The following is a 23420-nucleotide window of genomic DNA, read 5'->3' as shown; positions in this document are numbered from 1 at the left end:
CTCGCCGCCGGGGCCGGGCGGCCCGCCGTCCCGCCTCAGCGGTCGCGCCTGTGCGCGAAGAAGGTTCGCAGCAACGCCGCGCCCTCGGCCTCGCGAAAACCGCCGTAGACCTCCGGCGCGTGGTGGCAGGTCGGCTGGTTGAACACCCGCGGCCCGTGCTCGACGCCGCCGCCCTTGGGGTCGGACGCCGAGAAGTAGAGCCGGCGGATGCGCGCCAGCGAGATCGCGCCCGCGCACATCGGACACGGCTCCAGGGTCACGTAGAGGTCGCAACCCACCAGCCGCTCGTCGCCTACGGCGGCGCAGGCCGCGCGGATCGCCAGGATCTCGGCATGGGCGGTGGGATCGGCCAGGGCGCGGGGCCGGTTGCCCGCCACGGCCAGCACCATGCCGCCGCGCAGCACGACGGCACCCACCGGCACCTCGCCGGCATCGGCGGCCGCGCGGGCGGCCGCGAAGGCCAGGTCGAACGGATCGTTGCCGGAGGAAAAAGGGATCGGATCGCTCACGGGCACGTTCCTAAGCCCCGGTCGGTGTCTGGGCAAACCCGCCGGCCGAACCGGCCATCGATCTGCGACATGCAATGTTAATGGTCGGAACATTGCCGGCCCGACTGGGTTGATCCGACGACGCGGCCAAGTCTTCGACGACAGACGTCGACCAGGACGAGGGCCCGCCAATGACAGTTGAGGAGCGCATCATGAGCAGCACCACCGACAAGATCAAAGGTCTCGCCAACGAAGCCGTCGGCAACGTCAAGCAGGGCATCGGCAACGTCACAGACAACGACAAGCTGAAGGCCGAGGGCAAGGCCCAGGAACTCAAGGGCGAGACCCAGAAGACGGTCGGCGACGCCAAGGACGGCGTCAAGAACGCAGCCGACGCGGTCAAGAGCAAGATCTGATCGTACCTCGAACAGCCCGGCTCAAACGGTCCCATGCCCTGAGCCGGGCATCCTGATCCTCGGATCATCGCAGCGCCGTTCGTCAGCGACGGCACGAACCGAACGGAGAACACCATGATCGGTTGGGCAGTCACCTTCCTCGTCGTCGCGCTCGTCGCGGCACTCCTCGGCTTCGGTGGTATCGCCGGCACTGCGATGGAGGCCGCCAAGATCGTCTTCTTCGTGGCGATCGCGCTGTTCCTGATCTCGGCGGTGTTCGGCGTCATCCGCGGGCGCTCGCCCAGGATCTAGTGTCGGTCTTCGGCCGACGGAGTGGGACAGAGGCGGCTTCGGCCGCCTTTTTCTCGTCCGGCTCGGCCGTTCGTCGCGTCGTGGCCATCTCGCAACCGTGAACCCTCTCTGTTATGGGGCGGGGATGAGCGACGACACAGACGATACGACGGGCGGGTCCGACGACACGCGCGATCCCACCACGACGCCTCCGGCGGTCGAGCGCGAAGACGCTGGCCGCGAAGCCGCGACGGCGCCTTGGGCCCCGACCACCGATGCCGGCGTGCCCGGCGATTCGGCCGAGGAGAAGCCCAAGCCCCGCAAGGCCGCAGCCCCCGCCCGCGGCGGCGACGCGCCCCTGCGGCGCCGGACCGAGCCGGCGCCCAAGCCCAAGCCGGCCGCCTCCGACGAGCCGACGCCGGAGGGTGACCGCATCGCCAAGGTGGTCGCACGGGCCGGCATCGCCTCCCGCCGCGACGTCGAGGCCATGATCGAGCAAGGCCGCGTCAGCCTGAACGGCCGGGTCCTCGACTCGCCGGCGATCAACGTCACCGATGCGGACGTCATCACCGTCGACGGCGAGCCGCTGCCGATCCGCGAGCGCACCCGGCTCTGGATCTTCCACAAGCCGCGCGGCCTCGTCACCACGGCCCGCGACCCGGAAGGTCGCCAGACCGTGTTCGAATCGCTGCCCGAGGACCTGCCGCGGGTGGTGGCGATCGGCCGGCTCGACATCAACACCGAAGGGCTGCTGCTGCTCACCAACGACGGCGGCCTCGCCAAGGTGATCGCGCATCCCGACACCGGCTGGCTGCGGCGCTACCGGGTGCGGGCCCATGGCGACACCAGCCAGGCCGAACTCGACAAGCTGCGCAAGGGCGTCACCATCGACGGCATGGACTACGGCCCGGTCGATGCCGTGCTCGACCGCTCGTCGGGCGACAACCTCTGGATCACGCTGGGCCTGCGCGAGGGCAAGAACCGAGAGGTCAAGCGCATCCTCGAACACCTCGGGCTGGCCGTGAACCGGCTGATCCGGCTGTCGTTCGGGCCGTTCCAGCTCGGCGACCTCGAAGTGGGCCTCGTCGAGGAGATCAAGACCAAGGTCCTCAAGGAGCAGCTCGGCCCGGCGCTGTCCGAACAGGCCGGCGTCGATTTCGCGAGCCCGGTGCGCGAGCCGATCGCTCCGTTCGGATCGCCCAAGCCGCAGGCCAAGCAGCCCGCCCGTTCGGCCTCGGCCGCCCGGGGCGCCGAACGGCGCCAGTCCGACGACGAGGCACCGCGCCCGGCGCGATCCTACGGCGAGCGCGCTCCCTCCCGCGGCGGCGACCGCCCGGTCCGCGGCCCCGCCGCTCCCGCCAGGGTTCCCACCGGAGGCTCCGGTGCCGGGCCGCGCCGCTCGGTCTGGCGCTCCGAGGAGGAGGCATCGGCGCAGGACGCCCCCCGCCGCGTCAAGGTTCCCCGCCGCGGAGCGGACCCGAAGGTCGAGCGCGAGACGGCGGCCGCCCGCGGTCGCGAGCGCGTCGGCGCCATCCAGACCGGCGAGCGCCGGGTGCTGGTGGAGCGCCTGAAGGCGACGCCCCAGGAAGCCGCGCCCGAGCCGCATCGCCGCGACCGTGGTGCGCGCCGGGATGCGCCGGAGGGCGATGCCCGCCCGCAGCGCGCGCGAACCGACGGTCACGAGCCGGCCCGCGCGCCGCGGGCGTTCACGCCCAAGCCGGCGTTCCGGCGGGACGACCGCGACGACCGTCCCGCCCGCCGCTTCGAGGGCGACGCCCGCCCACCGCGGCGGGACGACCAGCCCCGAAGCGCCGGCCGACCGGAGGGCGACGCACGTCCGCCCCGCCGCGATGCCGGACCACGGCCGTTCGGCCGCGACGGTGCGCCGGGCGCCCCCCGCCAGGATCGCGGCGGGGAGCGTGGCGAACGCCGCGGCCCGCCGGCCGGCGAGCGTCCCCGCAGCTTCGCACCCTCGGGTGACCGCGACGGCGCCAGGGACCGTGGCGACCGTCCCGGTGGCGGCGATCGCGGCGGCTACAAGGGTGCCGGCGCCAAACCCGGTGGTTTCAAGACCGGTGGATTCAAGGCGGGCGGCGAGCGACCGGGCGGGGACCGCGGCGGCTTCAAGGCCGGCGGCAAGCCGGGGGGCTTCAAGGCCGGCGGGGCCAAGCCGGGCGGCTTCGGCGCCAGGCCCGGGGGAGCCAAGCCCGGAGGCTTCGGGGCCAAGCCCGGAGGCTTCGGGGCCAAGCCCGGAGGCGCCAAGCCGGGTGGCCGTCCCGGCGGCGGGGCGGGTCGTCCGCCGCGCGGTGGTTCGCGGTGAGGATCGTCGGCGGCGCCCATCGCGGGCGCCGGCTCGCGACCCCGAAGACCGATGCGATCCGTCCCACGTCGGATCGCCTGCGCGAGGCCGTCTTCAACGTCCTGATGCATGCCTACGACGACCCCGTCACCGGCGCGCGGGTGCTCGACCTGTTCGCCGGCACCGGGGCACTCAGCTTCGAGGCTCTGTCACGCGGAGCCGCCTACGCCCTGCTCGTCGACGACGGCGCCGAGGCGCGCGGCCTGATCCGCGACAACATCGAGGCGTTCGGGGCGGAAGGCGTGACACGCCTGTTCCGGCGCGACGCGACCAAGCTCGGGCCGGTGGGCACCAGCGGCACGTTCTCGCTCGCCTTTTGCGATCCGCCCTACGGCCGCGACCTCGCCCCTGCGGCCCTGGCGTCGGCGGCCGAGGGCGGCTGGCTGGCGCCGGGCGCCCTCGTGGTGGTGGAGGAGGCCGCTAGCGCCATGGTCGGACTGCCGACCGGCTTCACGGAACTCGAACGGCGCCTCTATGGCGAGACTGCGATCGCAATCGTCCGGTTCGCGACAGGCTGAAGGGCCTTAGCGGGGCGCGTCGGTGCCCAGCACCACGCGGGCGTCGGCGGCCAGTTGCCGTTCGGTCCGTCGCGGTTCCAGGTTGTCGAGCGCCATGCGGCGCAGGCCGAGCCACAGCAGGACGAGCGAGGCCAGCAGGAAGGGACCGGCGACGATGACCGCCGCCAGCGGCTCCGACCCGACGAAGACGGCGAGCCCCTTCACCACGGCGGCGAGGACCAGGAAGAAGCTGACGATCACCAGGAGGACGGCCGTGCCCAGGAGGGTGACGAGGCCGAGGATGGCGCGGATGTTCCCCGTGGTCTCGATCTGCGCCAGGGCCAGGGTCTGACGCAGATGCTCGGCGCCCAGGCGCAGCGCCTGCCCGAGGAGGGAAGGAAGGGACTCCGAGGGCCGCTCCGCCATGATCCGTCCCACCCTCGCCCGTCACCCACCGCCCGAATTGCGGCCACGCTCGCTCAACGAAACCCGGGCGCCGCCGTTCCCGGACCGTCGCCGTCCCCGACACCGCCGCCACAAGCCTGTGCAAGGAGGCGAGCCGTGGGCGCGGGCGGGGGAGACCGGGGCCTGTCCCGCCCTTGCCTTCCGGGGGGCGCTTCGCCAAGTTGAGGCCCCGTCCTCGGGCCCTCGCGGCTGCGGCGAGCTTTTTTTCAAAGACCACGAGTTTTCGAGATGAGAGTCACAGTCGAGCGTGCGGCCCTGCTTCGGTCGCTCGGCCACGTCCACCGGGTGGTGGAACGCCGCAACACGATTCCGATCCTCTCGAACGTGCTCCTGCGCAGCGGCCCGGAGGGCCTGCAACTCAAGGCGACCGACCTCGACATCGAGGTCACGGAAACGATCGCCGCGGACGTCGCCGATCCCGGCGCCACCACGGTTCCCGCCCACGTCATCTACGACATCGTCCGCAAGCTGCCCGACGGCGCCCAGGTCTCCCTGGAGACGAGCGGCGAGACCGGGCAGATGACCATCCGCTCGGGCCGTTCGCGCTTCTCGCTCGGCGCCCTGCCCGAGGGCGACTTCCCCGACCTCGCGGCGGGCGAGCTCCCGCACGGCTTCGCCCTGGCGGCCTCCGACCTCAAGCGCCTGATCGAGAAGACGCAGTTCGCGATCTCGACGGAGGAGACGCGCTACTACCTGAACGGCATCTACCTCCATACCCTTGACGTCGACGGTGCGCTCAAGATGCGCGCCGTGGCCACCGACGGCCACCGCCTGGCGCGGGTGGAGATCGACGCCCCCGAGGGCAGCCGCGGCATGCCCGGCATCATCGTGCCGCGAAAGGCCGTGGCCGAGATCATCAAGCTCGTGGAGGACGGCGGCGAGGGCGTCGAGATCGACCTGTCGCCGGCCAAGATCCGCTTTCGCTTCGCCAGCGGCGTGGTGCTGATCTCCAAGCTCATCGACGGCACCTTCCCCGACTACCAGCGGGTGATCCCGGCCGGGAACGACAAGTTCCTCACCGTGGAGCGCGAGCCCTTCGCCCGCGCGGTCGACCGCGTCTCGACGATCTCCTCCGAGCGCGGGCGGGCGGTGAAGCTCAGCGTGCAGGAGGGGCGCCTGGCGCTGTCCGTCAACAACCCGGACTCGGGCAGCGCCACGGAGGAGCTCGACGTGGACTACGAGGCCGGGGCCCTCGATATCGGCTTCAACGCCCGCTACCTCCTCGACATCACGGGCCAGCTCGAAGGCGACACCGCCCTGTTCAAGCTCGCCGATCCCGGCTCGCCGACCCTGATCCAGGACCGCGAGGGCGCGGCCGCCCTCTACGTTCTGATGCCGATGCGGGTGTGAGGGGGAGCCAGCCGCCCATCGCGCCGGACCAGGATCGACCGACAGACCAGGGCGGGCAGCTTCGGCTTACCCGGCTGACCTGCCGGGACTTTCGCAACCACGCCGACCTCGAACTCGGGCTGAACCGCCGCTTCGTGGCGCTGGTCGGCGAGAACGGTGCGGGCAAGACCAACCTCTTGGAGGCGATCTCGCTGTTCTCGCCCGGCCGCGGCCTGCGCCGGGCCGAGTTCGCCGGCATGGCCCGCACCGGCGGCACCGGCGGCTTCGCCGTTTCGATGGGTCTCACGAGCGGCGAGGACGAGCACCGGGTCGGTACCGGCTACGAGCCCGCCGGGCTCGACACCCGCGCCACCCGGCTGTGCCGGGTCGACGGGGGAAGCGTGCCATCCCCCATCGCCTTCAGCGAGTTTCTGCGCGTGGTCTGGCTGACCCCCGACCTCGACGGGCTGTTCCGCGGGCCGGCCGGCGACCGCCGTCGCTTCCTGGACCGGCTGGTGCTCGCGGTCGATGCCAGTCACGGCGCCCGCGTCGGTGCCCTGGAACGGGCCCTGCGCTCGCGCAACCGTTTGCTCGACGAGCGTCCGGACGACGGGCGCTGGCTCGACGCGATCGAGCGGGAGGTGGCCGAACTCGCCGTCGCCGTGGCACTGGCCCGCCGCGAGACCGCCGAGCGCCTCGACCGCCTGATCGCGGAGGGCCGCGACGACGGCCAGCCCTTCCCCTGGGCGGGCGTGCGGTTGGAGGGCGACATGGACGACCTCGTCGCCGTCTGGCCGGCCATCGAGGCGGAGGATCGCTACCGGCAGACGCTCCGGCAGGGTCGCCAGCGTGACAGGGCCGCCGGCCGCACCCTCAACGGCCCCCAGACCACCGACCTCGTCGTCCGCCACGGCCCCAAGGACGTGCCGGCCGCCACCGCCTCCACCGGCGAACAGAAGGCCCTGCTGATTGGCCTCGTGCTCGCCCATGCCCGGCTGGTCCAGGCGATGTGCGGCCTGGCGCCGGTCGTCCTCCTCGACGAGGTCGCCGCCCACCTCGACCCGCGCCGCCGCGCCGGCCTGTTCGACGCTCTCGACGCCCTGCCGGGCCAGGTCTGGATGACGGGGGCGGACCCCGCCCTGTTCGCGGACCTCGCGGGCAGGGCGGACGTGATCCGGGTGGTGGACGGGCGCGTGGTGCAGGGCGGAGCCTGACGCGGCCGTTCGGGGTGTGGGCACCTCCGGGTCACTCCAACCGCACCACGACGCTGTCGCTGGCGCCCGCGGCATCCATCACCGAGATCCGGGCGAAGCCGGCACCGTCGGGCACCCAGGCGGATTGGCGCCGGGCGCTGTCGGCCACCGGCAGGCCGTTGGCCATCCAGGTCAGCGGCGGCACCCCGCCCAGCGCCTTGAGGGCCAGCGGCGCGGCAGCGGCCTCCGCCAGGCCGAGGTCGATCCGCGCCCCGTCGGGCGGGTAGGCGATGCGCAGGGCGGCGCCCTGGCTCGCCGCCAGGGTCTTGGGCACGTCCCTGCGGATGTGGCGCAGGGGCGGGGGCAGCGACAGCGTGGTGGCCACCAGCGCCTCGCGGGCGAGCGGCACCGGCTCGGGCTCGCCGCCGTAGCGGGAGAAGGCGTCGAACAGGATCGGTGCGGCCACGAGGCGCCCGACGAGGCCGGGCACGGCGTTGCCGTCCGGCCGCCCGACCCAGACGGCGATCGTCACGCGCCGGTCGAACCCCACCGCCACGGCATCGCGATAGCCGTAGGAGGTGCCGGTCTTGTAGGCGATGCGGTTGGGCAGGGCGTTCTCCGGCGGCGGCGCCCCGCGCAGGATGTCGGCGACATAGGAAGCCGCCACCGGCTCGGCGATCCGCGTCTCGGGGCCCGGCACCTCGCCGAGGCGGCGCAGGAGGGCCGGCACGCCGCCGCCGCGGGCGAGCCCTGAGAACAGCCGGGCGGTGTCGGCGAGCGTGATGCCGAGACCGCCGAGCGCCACCGGCAGGCCGGGCGCGGTGTCGCGCGGCAGGTCGATCCGCGCGCCCGCCGCGCGCAGGCGGGCGACGAAACGCGCCGCCCCCACCGCCTCCAGCAGGTCCACCGCCGGCACGTTGAGGGAGAGTTGCAGCGCGCGCCGGGCCGTGACCACGCCCTGGTAGCCGAGGTCGAAGTTCTCGGGGGCATAGGAACCGGCAAAGCGCACCGGCCGGTCTTCGAGCAGCGTCTCGGGATGGGCGATCCCCCCCTCGAAGGCGAGCGCGTAGATGAAGGGCTTGAGGGCGGACCCCGGCGAGCGGATGGCACCCGTCATGTCGATGGCGCCCATGCGCGAGGCATCGGTGTAGCCGGGGCTGCCGACCTGGGCGATCACCGCGCCGGTGGCGTTGTCGATGGCCAGGATCGCCGCCGAGATCCCCGGTCCGACCGCGGCGGCACGCTCGGTCGCCAGGGCTTCGAGGCTGGCCTGCAGGCGCCCGTCGAGGGTCAGGCGCACCACCGGTGCGGCGGGTTCGGCCGCGAGCGCCGCGTCGGCGGCATGGGCCGCGAGCATCGGGAACAGCCGTCGGCCGGCGGGCACCGGCTCGGCCTTGGCCGCCCGTGCTTCGGCCGTCGTGATGATCCCTTGGGCCGCGACCCGGTCGAGGACGCGATCGCGGGCGCGTCCGGCGCGCTCGGGGAATCGGTCGGGCCGGCGGGTCTCGGGAGATTGCGGCAGGCCGACCAGGAGGGCGGCTTCCGCGAAGGACAGGCGCGCCGGCTCGCGGCCGAAATAGGCCAGGCTCGCCGCCCGCAGGCCCTCCACCGGGCCGCCGTAGGGGGCGAGCGTGAGGTAGAGGTCGAGGACGCCGGCCTTGCCGAGTCGGCGCTCCAGTTGCACCGCGCGGACCATCTGCCGGAGCTTGGCCGACAGCGACCGCTCGGGTCGCGGCTCGACGAGGCGGGCCACCTGCATCGACAGGGTCGATCCCCCCGATACGATGCGGCCGGCGACGAGCCATTGCCAGGCCGCGCGCAGGGTCGCGGCCGGGTCGAGGCCGGGGTGGTCGGCAAAGCGCTTGTCCTCGTAGGCCACCAGCATGGCGAGCATGCGCGGATCGACCTCGGCGGCGGTCAGCGGCAGCCGCCAGCGTCCGTCGGCGGTGGCATAGGGGCGCAGCAACCGCCCGTCGCGGTCGAGGACGACGGTGGAGCGCTGCGCGGCTTGCGCGAGGTCGAGGGGCGGGAGGGTGACGACGAAGCGCCAGAGGACGAGACCCGCCGCCATGGCGGCGACCACGACCAGCAGCGCCAGACTGTGGAGGATGCGGCGCATCCCTCCCCGCATCAGATCTCGGTCAGACTCGAAATCCGCGCGCCATCGCCCCAACCGGGCAAGCCCGACTGGGGCGGGGGAAGGTTGCGGTGCCAAGCGCCCACCCTACTTCGCCGTCACCTCGACCGTGCCGAAGCCGGTGCGGCCGAAGCGGTCGGGGCGGTACATGTCCTCGATGGTGGCGGCCGGGTGCACGTAGGTGCCCGGCGAGACCACCCGCACCGTGTAGGCCGCGCCGAAGAAGGCCGATTGCTCCGGAGTGCGGTCGAAGGCGGCCACGAAGCGGTCGTCGCGGAACTCGGTGTGGGCCGGCGCCACCTCGCTCTTGGCGAAGCCGAGGCCGGTGAGGGTGTCGGCGTCGAGGAGCTTAGGATTGTCGATCTCGAGCCCCGCCGGCAGGCGGTCCACCAGCAGGAGGCGCCCGGCCGAGGCCTTGGCCTCCGTCACCTTCAGCACCACCACGAGGCGGTCGTTCTGGCGCAGTCCCTGGGCGAGGTCGACGGCCGTGCCGTCGAGGCGGTGGTAGGTGCGGGCGATGGCGTAGCCGCGCGATTCCGCCGGCTCCGGGCTGATCGGATGGCCCGAGACGCTCACCGACGCCTGCACCGCGCTGCGCCCGTCGTTGGTGATGGTGACGGGTTTCGCATCGAGGGCGGGGCCGCGATAGAGTCGTGTCAGCGCGCCGGTCTGGGGCACGTCGTCGACGCGAAAGCTCAGGGCCTCGGCGTCCTTGGCGAGGCCTTGCGCGGCCAGCACCATCCAGGCGTTCTCCTGGGTGCTGGTGGCGCGGCCGGCGGCGCGCTCCTGTGTGATCACGGCGCCGAGCGGCGCCAAGGCCTGGGCGGTCAGCCCAGTCTCGGCCGCGAGCGTGAGCAGGCCGGCGCCGTCGCGCAGGCGCGAGCCGTAATCGGACCGGTAGGTGCCGTCGTCGGCAGCGCCCTTGAGGGCGGTCACCGCCGACTCGAAGGCCCTGGCCGCGCGGCCGCGGTCGCCGAGCAACGCCAGCGCCGCCGCGATCTGGCCGCGCCCCAGCGGTGTGGCGAAGGCGTCGAGCTTGGTGTCGGCGAGGTAGCGCAGGTCGCCCATCACCGGCCGGCCGTTGCGGGCGAGCACGTAGGCGGCATAGGCGATGTCCATGCCGCCGTCCTTGACCTCGGTGGTGTTGGCCACCGTGTTGCGCAGGCGGTCGAGGGCATTGGAGAAAGCCGTCTGCGGCACCGCGAAGCCGCGCTCGCGGGCCCGGGTGAGGAAGTCGGTGACATAGGCGTTGAGCCAGGTGTCGCTCGACCAGTCCGAGGTCCACAGGCCGAAGTCGCCGGAGGCGTTCTGGCGCGCCAGTACCCGGTCGATGGCCTCGCGCACCCGCTCGTCGGCCTTGTCGTCGAGACCGAGGCGGTCGAGGGCCGCCAGCTTGTTGACGTAGAGGAGCGGCATCGCCCGGCTCACGGTCTGCTCGGAGCAGCCGTAGGGATAGCGGTCGAGGGCCTGCAGCAGCGCCGGCACGTCGAGGGCCGCCAGCGACGAGGCGGTGACCGAGACCGAGCCGGTGCCCGGCAGGATGTCGGCCAGCAGCGCGTTCGTCACCTGGAGGCTGGCGCCGGGCTCGAGGGAGCGGACCGTGCGCCGCACCAGCGGGCCGGTGCCGGGACCGATGGCCAGCGCGAAGCTCTGGCCGACGGGCGAGGCGAGGCCGGGCCCGCTGAGGTTCACGTCGAGGCGGGTGAGCCCCGGGCCGGCGGCGGTGATCGGGATCACGAAGGATCCCTTGGCCCCGGCCTCCAGCCGCATGGTGCGGTGCGCCGCCTCGGCTGAGACCAGGGCCGGCCCCGAGAGGTCGAGGTCGATGGTGTACTCGCCGGCCTGTCCCTCGACGTTGTCGACCGCCACGAAGAAGCGCGAGCGGTCGCCGACGTTGAGAAAGCGCGGCAGGGTGCCGGTGAGCACCACCGGATCGCGGATGATCACGTCGGCCTGGGCCGCGCCGACCCTGGCCTTGCTCCAGGCGGTGACCATCACCCGGCCGGTGCCGTTGAAGGCCGGCAGCGGGAAGGTGACGCTGGCGCGCCCGTCCGGGCCGACCGTGACCGGCCCCGAATAGAGCGCCAGCGGGGCCTGGGTCGGGGGGGCGTCGGAGAGTTCGGTGCCGGCGCCGTCGCCGCCGGAGCGGATCGCGCCCACCGTCGCCTGCATGCCGTCGATGAGGTATCCGTAGAGGTCGCGGATCTCAGGCCCGAGCGCCTTCTGGCCGAAGAAGTAGCCGACCGGGTTGGGCGATTCGTAGCGGGTCAGGTTGAGGATGCCGACGTCCACGAGCGCCACCGTCACCCGGGCCTCCTCGCCCGCACCGAGGCCGGCGAGGCGGATCGGGAGGGTCAGGTTCTCGCGGGGCTTGGCCTTGGCGGGCGCCTCCACGGTCACGTCGATCTGGCGCCGGTCGCGGTCCACCGAGAACCAGGCGAGGCCGAGTGCCCGGCCGGGCAGGCGCTTGGCCGCCTGGTCGAGGGGCCGGTAGGCGGTGGCGACGAGGTAGGCGCCCGAGCCCCATTCGGCCTTGACCGGGATCGTCGCGTCGGTGCCCCCGGCCGAGACCGGGATGTCGAGGATGGCGTGGACCTTGTCGCTCACCACCGCCAGCGTCGCCATGCCCTTGAACTTCGGCTGCAGGCGCACGCGCAGGGTTTCCCCGGCGGCATAGGCCGCCTTGTCGAGGCGCAGGTCGAGGAGGTCTGGCACGTCCGCGGTCTCGCCCCCGCCCCAGCCGACGGTGAAGCTCACGCTCGCCGTTGCGGCGGGCTTGCCGGGCGCCTGCACCTCCAGGCGATAATTGCCGTAGCTCACCGCCTGCGCGATCCGCGCGGGCGTCTCCGTGCCGAGGTCGATCCGTCCGTCTGCGATGCGGCGGGTCGCGGTCACCGGCTCGAACGCCCAGCGCCCGCCCTCTCGGTACCATTGGTAGCTCTTCTCGACCTTCGAGAGGGTCCAGGTCGCACCGCCCTGCGACAGCCGCGTCCCGTCGGGGGCTGCCATCACCACGTCGAAGCCGGCCGTGCCGCCCTCTGGGAGATCCCCCGAGAAGGTCTTGCGGATCGCCACCACCGGCCCCTCGGGCAGGATCGGCAGGGTGAGGCTGCGGCTGAGGGCCCGCCCGCCCGGCTCGCCGACCTGCAAGGTGATCTTGGCTTCGAGGGGCCTGGGCGCCGCCACGACCGGGACCGGCACGTCGAGGACGGCAGCGCCCTTGGCGTCGGTGGTGGTCCGCGCCTCGATCTCGCTGGAGGAGGCCTCGACCCGCTCGTCGTCGAGGCCGATCGCATAGCCCTCCAACCCCTTGATGCCGCTGTCCGCGGCCGCCTGGACCAGGATCGTGCCCGAGACGTCGAGCCCGGCGCCGGGCGCGCCGTAGAGGTAGCGCGCCGCCACCGCGACCCGGGCCGGCTCGCCCCTGGTGAGGGCGGGCGTGGTGCTCGACAGGCTCACCTCCAGGCGCTCGGGCACGTAGTCCTCGACGAGGAAGCTCGCCTCGCCCACCGCCGGGGCCTTCGGGTCGGTGTAGGCGGCAACGCGCCAGGTGCCGTGGGCGGCGCCCGGCAGCAGCGCCACCGGCAGGGCGCGCCCGCCCAAGCCGGCGTCCACCACCTGGACGCGGCGGTACTCGACGCCGTCCGGGCGCTTGACCACCAGGGTCAGCGGCAGGCCCGAGAGGGCCACGCCCTGCGCGTCGCGCAGGATGGCGGTGAGGTTCACGGTCTCGCCGGAGCGGTAGACCCCGCGCTCGGGGAAGACGTAGGCCTCCACCGCACCCGGCGCCGGGCGCCCCTTCACGCCGCGGTCGGTGAGATCGAAGGCCGATTGGGCGAGGTCTAGGAAGCCGTAGTCGCCCCCCGCCTCGGCCACCACGAGGCCGGGCGCGATGCCGCCCTCCCCCCGCGCCAGGCCCGGATCGAAGGCGACGTGGCCCATCGCGTCGGTGCGGGCCGTGGCCAGCACCTCGTTGTTGCGGGCCACCAGGCGGATCTCGGCGTTCGCCACCGCCGCCGCGCTGGCGAGCGAGCGGGCGAAGACATGGACGCCGTCGCGGCCCTTGAACACGGTGAGCCCGAGGTCCGAGACCACGAACCATTGCGTAGCCATGGCCTCGTAGCCGCCCTCCTCGTCGGCGGCCGGCGCGGTGCCGGTCGCCTGGGCGGTCATGACGTAGAGGCCGGGCTCGAGCTTGCCGACCGCCTGCATGACCGGGAAGGCGGTGATCGCCTCCTGGTTCAGTTCGGCCTTGGCGGTCTCGAGGCTGCCCTTCCAGACGCTGCGGCCCTTCTGGTCGGCGATGGTCCTGGCCGAGGCCCCGTTGAGCTGCCCCAGGAACTCCTCCGAGCGCAGCGACGGCAAGAGGCTGCGGTCGCCGATACGCAGCACCTCCACGTCGAGTCTGGCGGCGTTCACCGAGACCAGGGGCACCCCCGCCTGGCCGGTACGCGGCAGGACGTAGTTGCGACCGGTGAAGCGGACCTGGGGCGAGCGGTCGCGGACGTAGACCTCGTAGTCGGCGGCCTTGAGCAGGGTCTCGCCCACCGCCGAGGGCAGGCCCTGGCGCAGGACGAAGGCGTAGCGTTCGCCGTGGCGCAGGCCGTCGACGCAGAGCTGCTGGCCGGTGGCGGTGACGGCGGCGGTGGCGCTGCCCGAGACCGCCACGAAGGGCGTGAAATCGGTCTTGGCCGCCAGCCCTTCCGAAAACTGGAAGCACACCCGCGGGGCGGCGGCGTCCGAATCGACCTTGTAGTCGAGGATGCGGAAACCGTGCTCGGCGCGCAGGGCCTCGTAGGTCTCGCGCACGGCCTCGTCGTCGGCGAGAGCCAGGCTGGCGCGATAGGCTTCGAGGGAGGAGCGCCAGTCCGAGGAGCCGGCATGGACCGCGCCGAGCTGGGCCAGCGCCTGCGCCTCCACCGCCGGGGTCCGGGCACGAAGATAGGCCTGGTAGGCGGCGGCCCTGGCATTGGCGCGCAGGCGGCTGCGCAGCGTGTAGTCGCGGTTGTTCTCGTCCTGGCCGACGGCGGCGGCGGCCTCAGAATAGGCGATCCAGGCGGCGGGGTTGCCGGAGTCCCCGGCCACCGCTGCCGTGAGGGGCTTCAGGGCGTCAGCGGGTTTCTCCGCCTCGATCAGCGCCTCGCCCTCGGCGAGCCACTGCGTGGCGGTCCTGGCCACGCCCGACGCCTTGGCCTCGGCCCGGAGGGCCGCTTCGAGGCGCACGGCGTCGCTCGCCAGGACCTCGCGGACGAAGGTCTTCTGGGCCGCCGCCGGCTTGGCCGTCGCCGCTTTCGGCGCGGGCTTGGTGGCGGGCGCCTGGGCCGATGCCGGCGCGCAGAACGCCGCCAGCATCACCGCGAGAAGGGTGGCCTGCCGCCAGAGCCGCGTCGATCCCGACATCACCCACCCCCGCCGTCGACGCCGACCGATCCGCCGCCGGCGCCGACACGGACCCTAGCAGGTCACCGGGTGGCCGCAACGGATCTCGCAGGGTCGTCCGGCACCGGCGCGGGTCCTCGCCTCACGCCACGAAGCGCCACACGCCGCTACGCTTGATCTCGGCATCCTCGAGGGCGCGGCTCACCGGAACCTCGTAGGTCGCCAGGTTGGTCAGGCGCTCGCGCGGCAGGTAGGCGCGGCCGGGGTCGCCGATGAGCACCACCGCCCCCCTGGCATGGAGGCCGCCGAGCCACTCCGTGACGCGGGCGGCGATGTCGCGCTCGTAGAAGATGTCGGCGGCCAGCACCACCGCATCGCCCGGATCGGTGCCGACGAGGTCGGCGCGCACCGCCGTGATCCGCTCGGCGACGCCGTTGGCGGCGGCGTTGAGGCCGATGGCGGGGATCGCGAAGGGATCGAGGTCGCTGGCCGTCACGCCTCGGGCCCCCGCCATGGCGGCGGCGATGGCGACGAGGCCCGAGCCGGAGGCGAAATCCAGCACCCGCCGCCCGGCCACCACCTCGGGGTTGTCGAGGATGTAGCGGGCGAGCGCCTGGCCGCCGGCCCAGGCGAAGGCCCAGAACGGCGGCGGCAGGCCGATCTCGGCGAGTTCGTCCTCGGTCTTCTGCCAGAGCACCGTGGCCTCGTCGGCCACATGCAGGACGATCTCGGGCGTGTAGGGCACCGGCAGCAGCCGGGTGTTGGCGCGGATGAAGGCCAGGGTCTCCTCGGGCGCGATCACGACGCCAGCTCCGCATAGAGCGCGCAGACCGCGTCGGTCACGGCGGCCTCGGTGTAGCCGCCGGTCTCGATGCGGGACCGGGCCGCCGCCCCCATCCGGGCGACGAGGGCGGGGTCGCCCGCGAGCCGCGCCAGGGCTTCGGCCAGCGCCGCCGGATCGCCGGGGGGGACGAGCAGGCCCTCGGTCCCGTCGCGCACGAGGTCGCGGCAGCCCGGCACGTCGGTGGTCACCAGGGCCCGGCCGCAGGCGGCGGCCTCCAGCAGCGTACGCGGCAAGCCCTCGCCGCCGCGCGAGGGCAGGCAGCCGACGTGGTGGCCCGCCCAGACGCCCCGGACATCGTCGGTCGCGCCGTGCCAGGCGATCCCGTCGCCGGTCCACCCGCGCAGGGTCGCCTCGGGAATGGCTCGGCGGTTCGAGGGGTCGGGTGCCCCGTAGAGGGACAGCGCGACGGCGGCGCCTTCTGCGCGGGCGCGGAGCACGGCCTCGACGGCGGTGTCGACGCCCTTCGACCACAGCATCCGCGCCACGAGTGCCACCCGCAGCGGCGGGATCGCGACGAGGGGCGCGACCGGATAGGCCGCAGGATCGATGCCGGCCCCGCCGACGATGGTCACCCGCGTCTCCGACGGATCGAGGCCGAGGGCATGGGCGTCGTGCGCATTCTCGAACAGGAACCGCGTCTTCTTCGACGCCAGCGGCCCCCGGATGAGGTGGCGCAGGCCGAGCCGCGCCATGCGTCCGACCCGGTCCTCCCGAGCGCCGATGAGGCCGAGCCCCGTGAGCGCGTAGACCCGCGCCGGGATGCCGGCCATCGCCGCGGCGGTGCCGCCCACAAGGATGCCGCGCAGGGCGATGCAATGGACGATGTCGGCCCTCAAGGCCTTGAGGATGGCCGCGAGCTGGCCCGCGGCATAGCCCGCCGCCATCGGGTTCAGGCTCGACCGCTCGGCCTCGAGCGCCACCACGCGGGCACCGGTGGCCTCGATGACCGCCCGGTGGTCGCGCACCCGCGTGACCACCGCCACCGCCATGCCCATGGCCACCGCCGCACGGGCCATCGGCAGGAAGTGCGAGGCGAAGAACCAATCCTCGGTGACGACGTAGACGAGGCAGGTCGGTTTGGGAGGAGCGGGCTGGTCCATGGGACGGCGTGTAGCACGGACGCCGCAGGAACAGCCCGCCGGACACCTCGGTTGAAGCTCGCAACGAACGAGGGGAGCCCGAGGATGGCCACGCCGCAGGAGTCAGACGCGCCCTCCGGCATCGCCGATCCCCGCGAGGCCGCCGAGGAGGCCGGCCTCGTCTACGTGGACGATGCGCGCCCCGGCTTCACGCGGCGCAAGAGCGGCAAGGGGTTCAATTACCGCGACACGAAGGGCGCCACGCTACGCGATGCCAAGACCCTGGCCCGCATCCGCTCCCTCGCGATCCCGCCGGCCTATACCGACGTCTGGATCTGCGCGCGCGCCAACGGCCACATCCAGGCCACGGGGCGCGACGCCAAGGGACGCAAGCAGTACCGCTACCATCCCGATTTCCGGCAGGCCCGCGACGCGACCAAGTTCTCCCGCATCATGGCCTTCGCCGACGCGCTGCCGGGCATCCGCACCCGGGTCGACCGCGACATGTCCCGGCGCGGCCTGCCCCGCGAAAAGGTGCTCGCCACCGTGGTCCATCTCCTCGAGACCACGCTGATCCGGGTCGGCAACGACGACTACGCCCGCACCAACGGCAGCTACGGCCTGACGACGCTCAAGGACCCGCACGTGCGGGTGGACGGCTCCGAGCTGACGTTCCGCTTCACCGGCAAGAGCGGCAAGGACTGGAACCTCTCGCTCAAGGACAAGCGTGTCGCCAGGATCGTGAAGGCCTGCCAGGACCTGCCCGGCCAGGAGCTGTTTCAGTACCTCGACGACGACGGCGCGCGCCGGGACGTCACGTCGTCCGACGTCAACGCCTATCTGCGCGACATCACGGGGGACGACGTCACCGCCAAGGATTTCCGCACCTGGGCGGGCACGGTGCTGGCGGCCCTGGCATTGCGCGAGTTCGAGGCCTTCGACAGCCAAGCCAAGGCGAAGGCCAACCTGCGCGCGGCGATCGAACGGGTGGCCGCGCGGCTCGGCAACACCCCGACGGTCTGCCGGTCCTGCTACATCCACCCTCGCATCCTCGACTGCTACGTGGAGGGTGCTCTGCTGCTCCAGATCAAGGACGCGGTGGAGGATGAACTGCGCGACGATCTCGCCCGCCTGAGGCCCGAGGAGGCGGCCGTGCTCGGGCTGCTGCAATCGCAACTCTCCGCGAACGCAGACGACGGTCCGGGGCGGCGCCGACCGGCGCGCGCCCGCACGACGGCCGGACGGACCACCGCAGGCTGACCCACGTGAGCGCTCACCAAGGGGCGGCGGCGTTCATGGTGGGCCGGGACACGGAGACGGCCCCATCGGTGCCACTGCGGCGCGTGTCGGCGTCCACCACCGGCTTGAGGCCGAGCTTACGTGCCAGGGCGACGAGGTCCTTCAGCCGGCCGGTCTGGGTCTTGCGGCGCAGGTTGAGGCGGTGGGTCTCGACGGTGCGCACGCTCAGGCTGAGGCGGCGGGCGACTTCCTTGTTGCTGAAGCCGGCGCTGAGGAACCGCAGGATCTCGGCTTCGCGCGGCGTCAGCCCCTCGGCGCCGTCGAGGCTTTCGGCGCCGTCGCGATCGTCGGCGGCGAGCCGCTGCGCCGGCTGCATCAGCCCGAGCAGGGCGGCGCAGACCTCGCGGGGCGTCGACTGGCGCGCCACCACCGCATCGGCCCCGGCGGCCAGGAGCGAGCTCAGGGTGGCACTGTCGAGGGACTGGAAGGCCAGCAGCACCTTCACGTCGGCCCGGGCGCGCTTGAGCGTGGCGAGGCGCTCCAGGGTCGGGGTGAAGCCGCTGTCGGGCAGGACGACCAGGGCGACGGCGGGCACGCTGCCGGTTTCCCCGACCGTATAGAGCGCCGGTTCATGCTCCAGGGCCGCCCGCAGGGACGGGTCCAGCGCCTCTGATTCGTCGATGATCACCACCCCAACCGCTGCGGTCATGCCGCTCCCCTTGATCGTGTCCCGTCGCGAGACGTCGCGACTGGGATAGGAGGACAGTGATCAAGACCCGTTCCAGGCTTTCCTTAACGAGGACTTGGCTGCACTTGCGATCTCGAATATGGTGAACTCGACAACACTCGCAGCCATTTCACCGGGTTCGGCGAGATCATCGAAAACGTCCCTCTCCCTCGAGTTCGTCGCCAAGCCCTTGATCGAGGCTCGTGTTTTTCGTCCGGGGTGGGCGAGCGCCAGTCGGGCGGTGGAGGCACGAGGCCCGTCGCAGGCTCGCGACCGGTCGTCATACGGTCCGTCCCGTCCCCGAACCCGCGACGGGGCCGATCCCAAAACGATGCGGTCGGCAGGCGTGCGGGTGGCAGGCGCCCCTGGACGGCGTGCCGGTCGGGGACGGGCGTCGTCCCGATCGGCCGGGTCGCAGGTTCGGGACCTGCCCCCTGACACGGAGAGCGTCGACCTCCCGCACAGCGGGGATGAACGGGCTCCGGCATCCGCTCGAACGTCACCGGCGTTCCGGCACGCAGCCAGCGGATCGAGGCTGGACATTCGGGCCGCCCGCCGCGATGGCGCTCCGCCGCGCCTTCCAATACGAAACCGACGATGACCTCACCTTCTTCGCAGCGTCGATGCGCGGTCGTAGCCGACGACGACGAGTTCTTCCGGCTCGCCATGAGCGCCATCCTGTCGCGACGCCTGGGCTTTGCCGAGGTGATCGAGACGGGCTCCCTCGACGAAGCCCTGGCGCGGCTGGGCGAGCGCGACGGCGGGGTCGATCTGGCCTTGTTCGACCTCGACATGCCGGGAATGGCCGGCGCGAGATCGCTCGGCGCGGTGCGCGAGTGCTTCCCGGACGTCGTGGCGGCCATCGTCTCGGCATCGGCGCGGCGGCACGACATCCTCCTCGCCCTCGAAGCCGGTGCGCACGGCTACGTCCCCAAGGGGCTCGGCGCCGCCGAGATGACGCGGGTGATCGAGATGATCCTGTCGGGCGTCCTCTATGTGCCGCCGAGCCTCGCGCAGGCGCCGCCCTCCGGCCCGTCCTTGGATCGGCCGCCGCCGGCCCGCCGCCCCGGCGAGGACGGCGGGCCGGCCACGGTGCTCGCCAACCTCACCCGCCGCCAGCGTGACGTGCTCGCCCTCATCGTCGGCGGCAAGGCCAACAAGGAGATCGCCCGCGCCCTGTCGCTCAGCGAGGGCACCGTGAAGGTCCACGTGGCCGCACTCCTGCGCGCCCTCCACGTGAACAACCGGGCCGCGGCGGCGGTCCAGGGCGCCCGCCTGCTGGAGGCGCGCCGGGTGCACTCCGGCGCTTTCTCGGACGGATGAGGCGAACGCCTTCCGATAGGGGTTGCCAAGCCGAAACGGAGGCCTTAGACACCGCCTCCGACCGGCACGGCATCCAACAGCCCGCCCGTCGCACCGCGCGCCCGTAGCTCAGCTGGATAGAGCACCAGACTACGAATCTGGGGGTCAGGAGTTCGAATCTCTTCGGGCGCGCCATTCAAAGTCAGCTTCAATACATCGGCGTCCCGCCCGTGACCGGGACGAGCGCTCCGGACATGTAGCTGCCCTCGCGGGAGGCCAGCAGCACGTACGCGGGGGCGAGTTCCGCCGGCTGTCCGGCCCGGCCGAGAGGCGTGTCGGCGCCAAGCTGAGCGATTTCGTCGGGGCTCTTCACGATGGGCTGGATCGGCGTCCAGATCGGGCCGGGCGCCACGCAGTTCACGCGGATGCCCTTCGGGGCCAGGAGGTTGGACAGCCCGATGGTGAGGCTCGCGATGGCGCCCTTCGTGGCGGCGTAGATGAGCATGGTCCTGTCGGCGATCTTGGCCTGCTGACTCGTGGAATTGACGATCGCCGACCCCGGCTTCATGTGCGGCACGGCCGCCCGGGCGAGGTAGTACATCGCGAAGACGTTGGCGCGGAACGAGCCTTCCAGGTCCTCGGCCGTCACGTCGTCGAGGCCGTCGTTGACCGTTTGCGCGGCGGCGTTGTTCACGAGGATGTCGATGCCGCCGAGCCCCGTCACGGTCCGCGCGACGAGATCCCGGCAATGGGCCTCGTCGCGGATGTCGCCCGGCAGCAACAGGGCGCGGCGTCCCGCCTTCTCGATCCACCGGGCGGTGTCCTCGGCGTCGGATTGCTCGACCGCGAGATAGGAGATCGCCACGTCCGCCCCCTCGCGGGCATAGGCGATGGCCACCGCACGACCGATGCCGCTGTCGCCGCCAGTGATGAGGGCGACCTTGCCCTGTAGCAGGCCCTTGCCGACGTAGCTGTCCTCGCCATGGTCCGGCGTAGGCGTCATGCGGGAGGTCAGGCCCGGCCGCTCCTGCTGCTGGTCTCCGGAAAACGGCGGGCGCGGGCCGGCGTCGCGTGGATCCGATGTCATCGTTGGTCCCTTTGCCGAAGCGGGTTTTTTCCCAGGGCTCGGGCTTGTCCCGCAACCTTGGGCCAACGTGGGCAGGGCCGGGTTCGTGGCTGCGACAGAATGGGGCCGGCATGTGCAACCTCTTCGGCCTCGTCACGCCGCAGGCTGAGATCCGCGCACTCTTCGGCGTCGCGCTCGACCGGGCCGGCAACCCGCCGGCGCTGCCGGGCATCTTCCCGGACCAGCGCGCGCCGATCGTTCGGCTCGAGGGTGACGAGCGGGTAATCGAGATGGTCCGGTGGGGCATTCCGGGCCCCAAGCAGTTCGGCGAACACCCGGTCACCAACGTGCGCAACGTGAAGAGCCCGCATTGGCGTCCCTGGCTCGAGCCGGAGTATCGCTGCCTCGTGCCGGTCTCCTCGTTCTCGGAATACGCCGATACCAAGCCCGGGAAGACGCCGACGTGGTTCGCCCCCGACGAAAACCGGCCGCCGTTCGCCTTCGCCGGCATCTGGCGGCCCTGGACGGGCGTTCGCGGCACCAGGGCGGAGAAGCCCGACCGCGAGGAGGCCGAACACCGGCTGTTCTCATTCCTCACCTGCGAGGCGAACGGGATCGTCGGCCCCGTCCATCCCAAGGCCATGCCGGTGCTGCTGACGACGCCCGAGGAGTGGCGCACCTGGCTGGAGGCCACGACCGAGGTCGCGCTGGAACTTCGGCGGCCGTTGCCCGATACCGCGATGACGATCGTAGCCGCAGGCGCGAGGCAGGACCCGGCGTGACGATCGCGGGCCGATGGCGTCTCCCGGGACGGCCGCGGTCGATGCCTTGCGCGGACGTCGTGGCGGTCGACAGAGATCCGGTCGAGGAGATACGATGGCGTTCAAACCGAAGTCCGCATCCGAGACGAAGGCCGCGGACCTGGCCTCCTCCATCGTTCGGATCGCGGATCGCGACGGTGCACCCCTCACCATCGGCGTGGACCAGTTGCGGCAGGGCAATCCGCGGCTGACGCCCCTGGCGATCGGCCAGATGTTCCGCAAACACGGCGACACCCTCGACGCGGCCCTGGCCGAACGTGGGTACGCCCTCGTCGACTACTCCGACCAGGGACCGGGACGGGGGATGGCGTTCGAGATCGCCCCCGCCTGAGCGCGGGGGCCTCATCCCATTTCCGGGTGATCACTTCGTGACACGGAAATGGGCTTCGCTCAGGCGCCGCGCGGGCTCGGTGAAACGGTTCCCGCTTGATCCAAGCGGAAACCGCATCACTCACAAAAGCCGCCGGGCGTCAGGGCCGAACATCGTTCAATCGATGATCTCGACGATGCGACGCGTGCCGGGCTCGACCAGGACCGGCCGCCCGTTGACGATGGTGTAGTTGAGGCCCTGCAGGGCGAACTCGGGCGGAACGTCGTAATAGACCACGCCGTCTCTGGGCAGGACCGTCCCGACGCGGACGGTGCCCTTCAGCGCGAACGACGGGCGCGGCTCGGCGAGGGTATAGATCCGGAAGCGCTCGCGCCGGTCGATGCCCAAAATCTCGTTCGCGGTCCCGACGGCCCCGCCGATCGCGCTCCCGACCGCCGCACCGAGGGGGCCGGCGATGTTGCCGCCGCGCTCCGCGCCGTCCTGCGAACCGCGCGCGAGCCCCTGCCCCTGGGCGGCCGTGGCGAGGCCTACGGCCAGGGTGAGGGCGAGAGAGAACGTCGTTCGCATGGGGATTCCCGAAAGCTGGACCGAAACCGGCGCCCCCATCCGGCGGCCGGATTGGCCGAACCGCCGAGGAGGCCCACGGGTCTCCTAGACCCATCCGTGCCCGGCGGCAGCATCTTCGATCCGGATGCGGCTCGGCCGGCCCGCCGCCTGCAGGGGGCTCAGGACGCGATCTCGCCGTGATAGGTCTTCAGCGACGACACCACCGCCTCGACGCTCGCATCGTCGACCCGGACCGAGACCTCGACCTTCCCGGCCAGGGCCGGCTCGCCGTCGGTGCCGGTCTTGGGGTGCCCGTCCTCGATGTCGGCCCTGGCCGCTTCGGTCCCGGCGGTGTTCTCACCGGACGCAGCGCCGACCTCGACGGCGGTCCGGTCGACGCCGTGCTCCTGCACGATGTGCTCCACGGCCATCTCCGCGTCGCGGCGCGACTTGAACTGCGCTGAAATCGTCTTCGACATGATCGCTCCGGCCTACGGGTGTGAGCGTCAAACCGGCCGCGTGCCCGAAAGGTTCAACCGTCACCGGAGCGGTGATCGGCCTCGTTTTCGTACCAGGCGGCGTAGCCGGTGTTCCCGACCAGTCTGCGGTTGAGGTCCGGCGCGCCGTCCGTCCACCACACCGGGCCGCGTTCGCCGAGGCCGTGCTTTGCGGCGTCGACGGCGGCCCGGGCCCGCGCGATGGCGGCCTCGTCGCCGGCGCGCCTACCCGCCTTCACGGCGCGGCGCGCATCCATGAGGTCGTGCACCAGGCGGTCGCGGACCGGGCCGGCGAGGTCCGGCCGCTGGCGGCGCCAGAGCCGGCCGCGCACGACGATGTAGCGGCCGTCCGGCGTCTCGAGCACCCGCTTGGCTGGATCCTCGCCCTGGACACCGGCCCGGTCGGCGGTCGGGCCCGACCGCGCTCGCGGCCCG

Annotated in this window: 21 protein-coding genes and 1 tRNA gene; 11 read left to right on the top strand and 11 right to left on the bottom strand. The window is 72.6% G+C overall.

Going from position 1 to position 23420, the window contains the following annotated elements; genetic code table 11:
• Positions 1-35: 35 nt before the first annotated feature.
• On the bottom strand, positions 36-509 hold the full coding sequence (locus ASG59_RS16090) for a nucleoside deaminase (protein WP_056410048.1): 474 nt from the start codon (positions 507-509) through the stop codon (positions 36-38).
• A 191-nt stretch (positions 510-700) separates the two neighbouring features.
• Here ASG59_RS16090 and ASG59_RS16085 point away from each other — a divergent pair, with 191 nt between their 5' ends.
• From ASG59_RS16085 to rsmD, 4 genes are all read left to right on the top strand, one after another.
• Positions 701-904 carry a CsbD family protein gene (locus ASG59_RS16085; RefSeq protein ID WP_056280119.1) on the top strand — a complete coding sequence of 68 codons (204 nt, stop codon included), beginning with the start codon at positions 701-703 and terminating at the stop codon, positions 902-904.
• A 114-nt stretch (positions 905-1018) separates the two neighbouring features.
• Positions 1019-1195, top strand: coding sequence for a DUF1328 domain-containing protein (locus ASG59_RS20090; RefSeq protein ID WP_082494260.1), 177 nt, complete (start codon positions 1019-1021; stop codon positions 1193-1195).
• Between the two features lie 124 nt (positions 1196-1319).
• Entirely contained in the window at positions 1320-3494 is a 2175-nt protein-coding gene (locus ASG59_RS16080; RefSeq protein WP_082528798.1) for a pseudouridine synthase, read from the top strand.
• Complete coding sequence (gene rsmD / locus ASG59_RS16075; RefSeq protein WP_056410045.1) at positions 3491-4051, top strand: 16S rRNA (guanine(966)-N(2))-methyltransferase RsmD; 561 nt, start codon at positions 3491-3493, stop codon at positions 4049-4051. Before ASG59_RS16080 ends, rsmD begins: the two co-directional genes overlap by 4 nt.
• A 6-nt stretch (positions 4052-4057) precedes the next feature.
• Here the strand turns inward: rsmD and ASG59_RS16070 are convergent, their stop codons facing one another.
• On the bottom strand, positions 4058-4456 hold the full coding sequence (locus tag ASG59_RS16070; RefSeq protein ID WP_056410044.1) for a phage holin family protein: 399 nt from the start codon (positions 4454-4456) through the stop codon (positions 4058-4060).
• Between the two features lie 267 nt (positions 4457-4723).
• Between ASG59_RS16070 and dnaN the strand changes: the two genes are divergently transcribed.
• Both dnaN and recF read left to right on the top strand, forming a co-directional pair.
• Positions 4724-5845, top strand: coding sequence for a DNA polymerase III subunit beta (gene dnaN, locus ASG59_RS16065; RefSeq protein WP_055878633.1), 1122 nt, complete (start codon positions 4724-4726; stop codon positions 5843-5845).
• A gap of 17 nt (positions 5846-5862) precedes the next feature.
• Complete coding sequence (gene recF / locus ASG59_RS16060) at positions 5863-7038, top strand: DNA replication/repair protein RecF (protein WP_056410101.1); 1176 nt, start codon at positions 5863-5865, stop codon at positions 7036-7038.
• 31 nt (positions 7039-7069) lie between these two features.
• Here recF and pbpC read toward each other — a convergent pair whose 3' ends face one another.
• From pbpC to ASG59_RS16040, 4 genes are all read right to left on the bottom strand, one after another.
• Entirely contained in the window at positions 7070-9136 is a 2067-nt protein-coding gene (gene pbpC / locus ASG59_RS16055) for a penicillin-binding protein 1C (protein ID WP_244475730.1), read from the bottom strand.
• Between the two features lie 105 nt (positions 9137-9241).
• Entirely contained in the window at positions 9242-14554 is a 5313-nt protein-coding gene (locus ASG59_RS16050) for an alpha-2-macroglobulin (RefSeq protein ID WP_056410039.1), read from the bottom strand.
• 121 nt (positions 14555-14675) lie between these two features.
• Positions 14676-15335 carry a methyltransferase gene (locus ASG59_RS16045; protein ID WP_156399275.1) on the bottom strand — a complete coding sequence of 220 codons (660 nt, stop codon included), beginning with the start codon at positions 15333-15335 and terminating at the stop codon, positions 14676-14678.
• The gene (locus ASG59_RS16040) at positions 15332-16477 is read right to left on the bottom strand and encodes a glycosyltransferase (RefSeq protein WP_056410036.1); all 1146 of its coding nucleotides are present in this window, start codon (positions 16475-16477) and stop codon (positions 15332-15334) included. The genes ASG59_RS16045 and ASG59_RS16040 overlap by 4 nt, the downstream gene beginning before the upstream one ends.
• Before the next feature lie 84 nt (positions 16478-16561).
• Between ASG59_RS16040 and ASG59_RS16035 the strand changes: the two genes are divergently transcribed.
• Positions 16562-17716, top strand: coding sequence for a DNA topoisomerase IB (locus ASG59_RS16035; RefSeq protein ID WP_056410034.1), 1155 nt, complete (start codon positions 16562-16564; stop codon positions 17714-17716).
• A gap of 13 nt (positions 17717-17729) precedes the next feature.
• On the opposite strand, the gene ASG59_RS16030 is transcribed toward ASG59_RS16035, so the two are convergent.
• Positions 17730-18404 carry a response regulator transcription factor gene (locus ASG59_RS16030; protein WP_056410032.1) on the bottom strand — a complete coding sequence of 225 codons (675 nt, stop codon included), beginning with the start codon at positions 18402-18404 and terminating at the stop codon, positions 17730-17732.
• A 615-nt stretch (positions 18405-19019) separates the two neighbouring features.
• On the opposite strand from ASG59_RS16030, the gene ASG59_RS16025 reads away from it, so the two are divergent.
• Together ASG59_RS16025 and ASG59_RS16020 are read left to right on the top strand one after the other, a co-directional pair.
• Positions 19020-19745 (top strand): response regulator transcription factor, encoded by a 726-nt coding sequence (locus tag ASG59_RS16025; protein ID WP_056410029.1) that lies wholly within the window; start codon positions 19020-19022, stop codon positions 19743-19745.
• A gap of 97 nt (positions 19746-19842) precedes the next feature.
• Positions 19843-19919 (top strand) — tRNA-Arg (locus ASG59_RS16020).
• Positions 19920-19932: 13 nt separating this feature from the next.
• Here the strand turns inward: ASG59_RS16020 and ASG59_RS16015 are convergent.
• Positions 19933-20811, bottom strand: a complete 879-nt coding sequence (locus ASG59_RS16015) for an SDR family oxidoreductase (protein WP_056410028.1) — start codon at positions 20809-20811, stop codon at positions 19933-19935.
• A gap of 110 nt (positions 20812-20921) precedes the next feature.
• On the opposite strand from ASG59_RS16015, the gene ASG59_RS16010 reads away from it, so the two are divergent.
• Together ASG59_RS16010 and ASG59_RS16005 are read left to right on the top strand one after the other, a co-directional pair.
• Positions 20922-21572, top strand: coding sequence for an SOS response-associated peptidase (locus ASG59_RS16010; RefSeq protein WP_056410026.1), 651 nt, complete (start codon positions 20922-20924; stop codon positions 21570-21572).
• 94 nt (positions 21573-21666) lie between these two features.
• Complete coding sequence (locus tag ASG59_RS16005; RefSeq protein WP_056410024.1) at positions 21667-21942, top strand: hypothetical protein; 276 nt, start codon at positions 21667-21669, stop codon at positions 21940-21942.
• 156 nt (positions 21943-22098) lie between these two features.
• Here ASG59_RS16005 and ASG59_RS16000 read toward each other — a convergent pair whose 3' ends face one another.
• The 3 genes from ASG59_RS16000 to ASG59_RS15990 form a co-directional block, all read right to left on the bottom strand.
• On the bottom strand, positions 22099-22509 hold the full coding sequence (locus ASG59_RS16000) for a DUF1236 domain-containing protein (RefSeq protein ID WP_056410022.1): 411 nt from the start codon (positions 22507-22509) through the stop codon (positions 22099-22101).
• A gap of 158 nt (positions 22510-22667) precedes the next feature.
• Positions 22668-22967, bottom strand: coding sequence for a hypothetical protein (locus tag ASG59_RS15995; protein WP_056280152.1), 300 nt, complete (start codon positions 22965-22967; stop codon positions 22668-22670).
• A 53-nt stretch (positions 22968-23020) separates the two neighbouring features.
• Complete coding sequence (locus ASG59_RS15990; protein ID WP_055878683.1) at positions 23021-23350, bottom strand: hypothetical protein; 330 nt, start codon at positions 23348-23350, stop codon at positions 23021-23023.
• Positions 23351-23420 lie beyond the last annotated feature (70 nt).

The organism is Methylobacterium sp. Leaf466 (genome assembly GCF_001425565.1).
In the GTDB taxonomy this organism is placed as follows: domain Bacteria; phylum Pseudomonadota; class Alphaproteobacteria; order Rhizobiales; family Beijerinckiaceae; genus Methylobacterium.
The sequence above is the reverse complement of the archived record's forward strand: the minus strand, read 5'-3'. Positions and strand labels throughout refer to the sequence as shown.

Coding starts and splice junctions, on each gene's coding strand:
- ASG59_RS16085 (WP_056280119.1), top strand. CDS start 701: ATGAGCAGCACCACCGACAAGATCAAAGGTCTCGCCAACGAAGCCGTC.
- ASG59_RS20090 (WP_082494260.1), top strand. CDS start 1,019: ATGATCGGTTGGGCAGTCACCTTCCTCGTCGTCGCGCTCGTCGCGGCA.
- ASG59_RS16080 (WP_082528798.1), top strand. CDS start 1,320: ATGAGCGACGACACAGACGATACGACGGGCGGGTCCGACGACACGCGC.
- ASG59_RS16070 (WP_056410044.1), bottom strand. CDS start 4,456: ATGGCGGAGCGGCCCTCGGAGTCCCTTCCTTCCCTCCTCGGGCAGGCG.
- dnaN (WP_055878633.1), top strand. CDS start 4,724: ATGAGAGTCACAGTCGAGCGTGCGGCCCTGCTTCGGTCGCTCGGCCAC.
- pbpC (WP_244475730.1), bottom strand. CDS start 9,136: ATGCGCCGCATCCTCCACAGTCTGGCGCTGCTGGTCGTGGTCGCCGCC.
- ASG59_RS16050 (WP_056410039.1), bottom strand. CDS start 14,554: ATGTCGGGATCGACGCGGCTCTGGCGGCAGGCCACCCTTCTCGCGGTG.
- ASG59_RS16040 (WP_056410036.1), bottom strand. CDS start 16,477: ATGGACCAGCCCGCTCCTCCCAAACCGACCTGCCTCGTCTACGTCGTC.
- ASG59_RS16035 (WP_056410034.1), top strand. CDS start 16,562: ATGGCCACGCCGCAGGAGTCAGACGCGCCCTCCGGCATCGCCGATCCC.
- ASG59_RS16030 (WP_056410032.1), bottom strand. CDS start 18,404: ATGACCGCAGCGGTTGGGGTGGTGATCATCGACGAATCAGAGGCGCTG.
- ASG59_RS16025 (WP_056410029.1), top strand. CDS start 19,020: ATGACCTCACCTTCTTCGCAGCGTCGATGCGCGGTCGTAGCCGACGAC.
- ASG59_RS16015 (WP_056410028.1), bottom strand. CDS start 20,811: ATGACATCGGATCCACGCGACGCCGGCCCGCGCCCGCCGTTTTCCGGA.
- ASG59_RS16010 (WP_056410026.1), top strand. CDS start 20,922: ATGTGCAACCTCTTCGGCCTCGTCACGCCGCAGGCTGAGATCCGCGCA.
- ASG59_RS16005 (WP_056410024.1), top strand. CDS start 21,667: ATGGCGTTCAAACCGAAGTCCGCATCCGAGACGAAGGCCGCGGACCTG.
- ASG59_RS16000 (WP_056410022.1), bottom strand. CDS start 22,509: ATGCGAACGACGTTCTCTCTCGCCCTCACCCTGGCCGTAGGCCTCGCC.
- ASG59_RS15995 (WP_056280152.1), bottom strand. CDS start 22,967: ATGTCGAAGACGATTTCAGCGCAGTTCAAGTCGCGCCGCGACGCGGAG.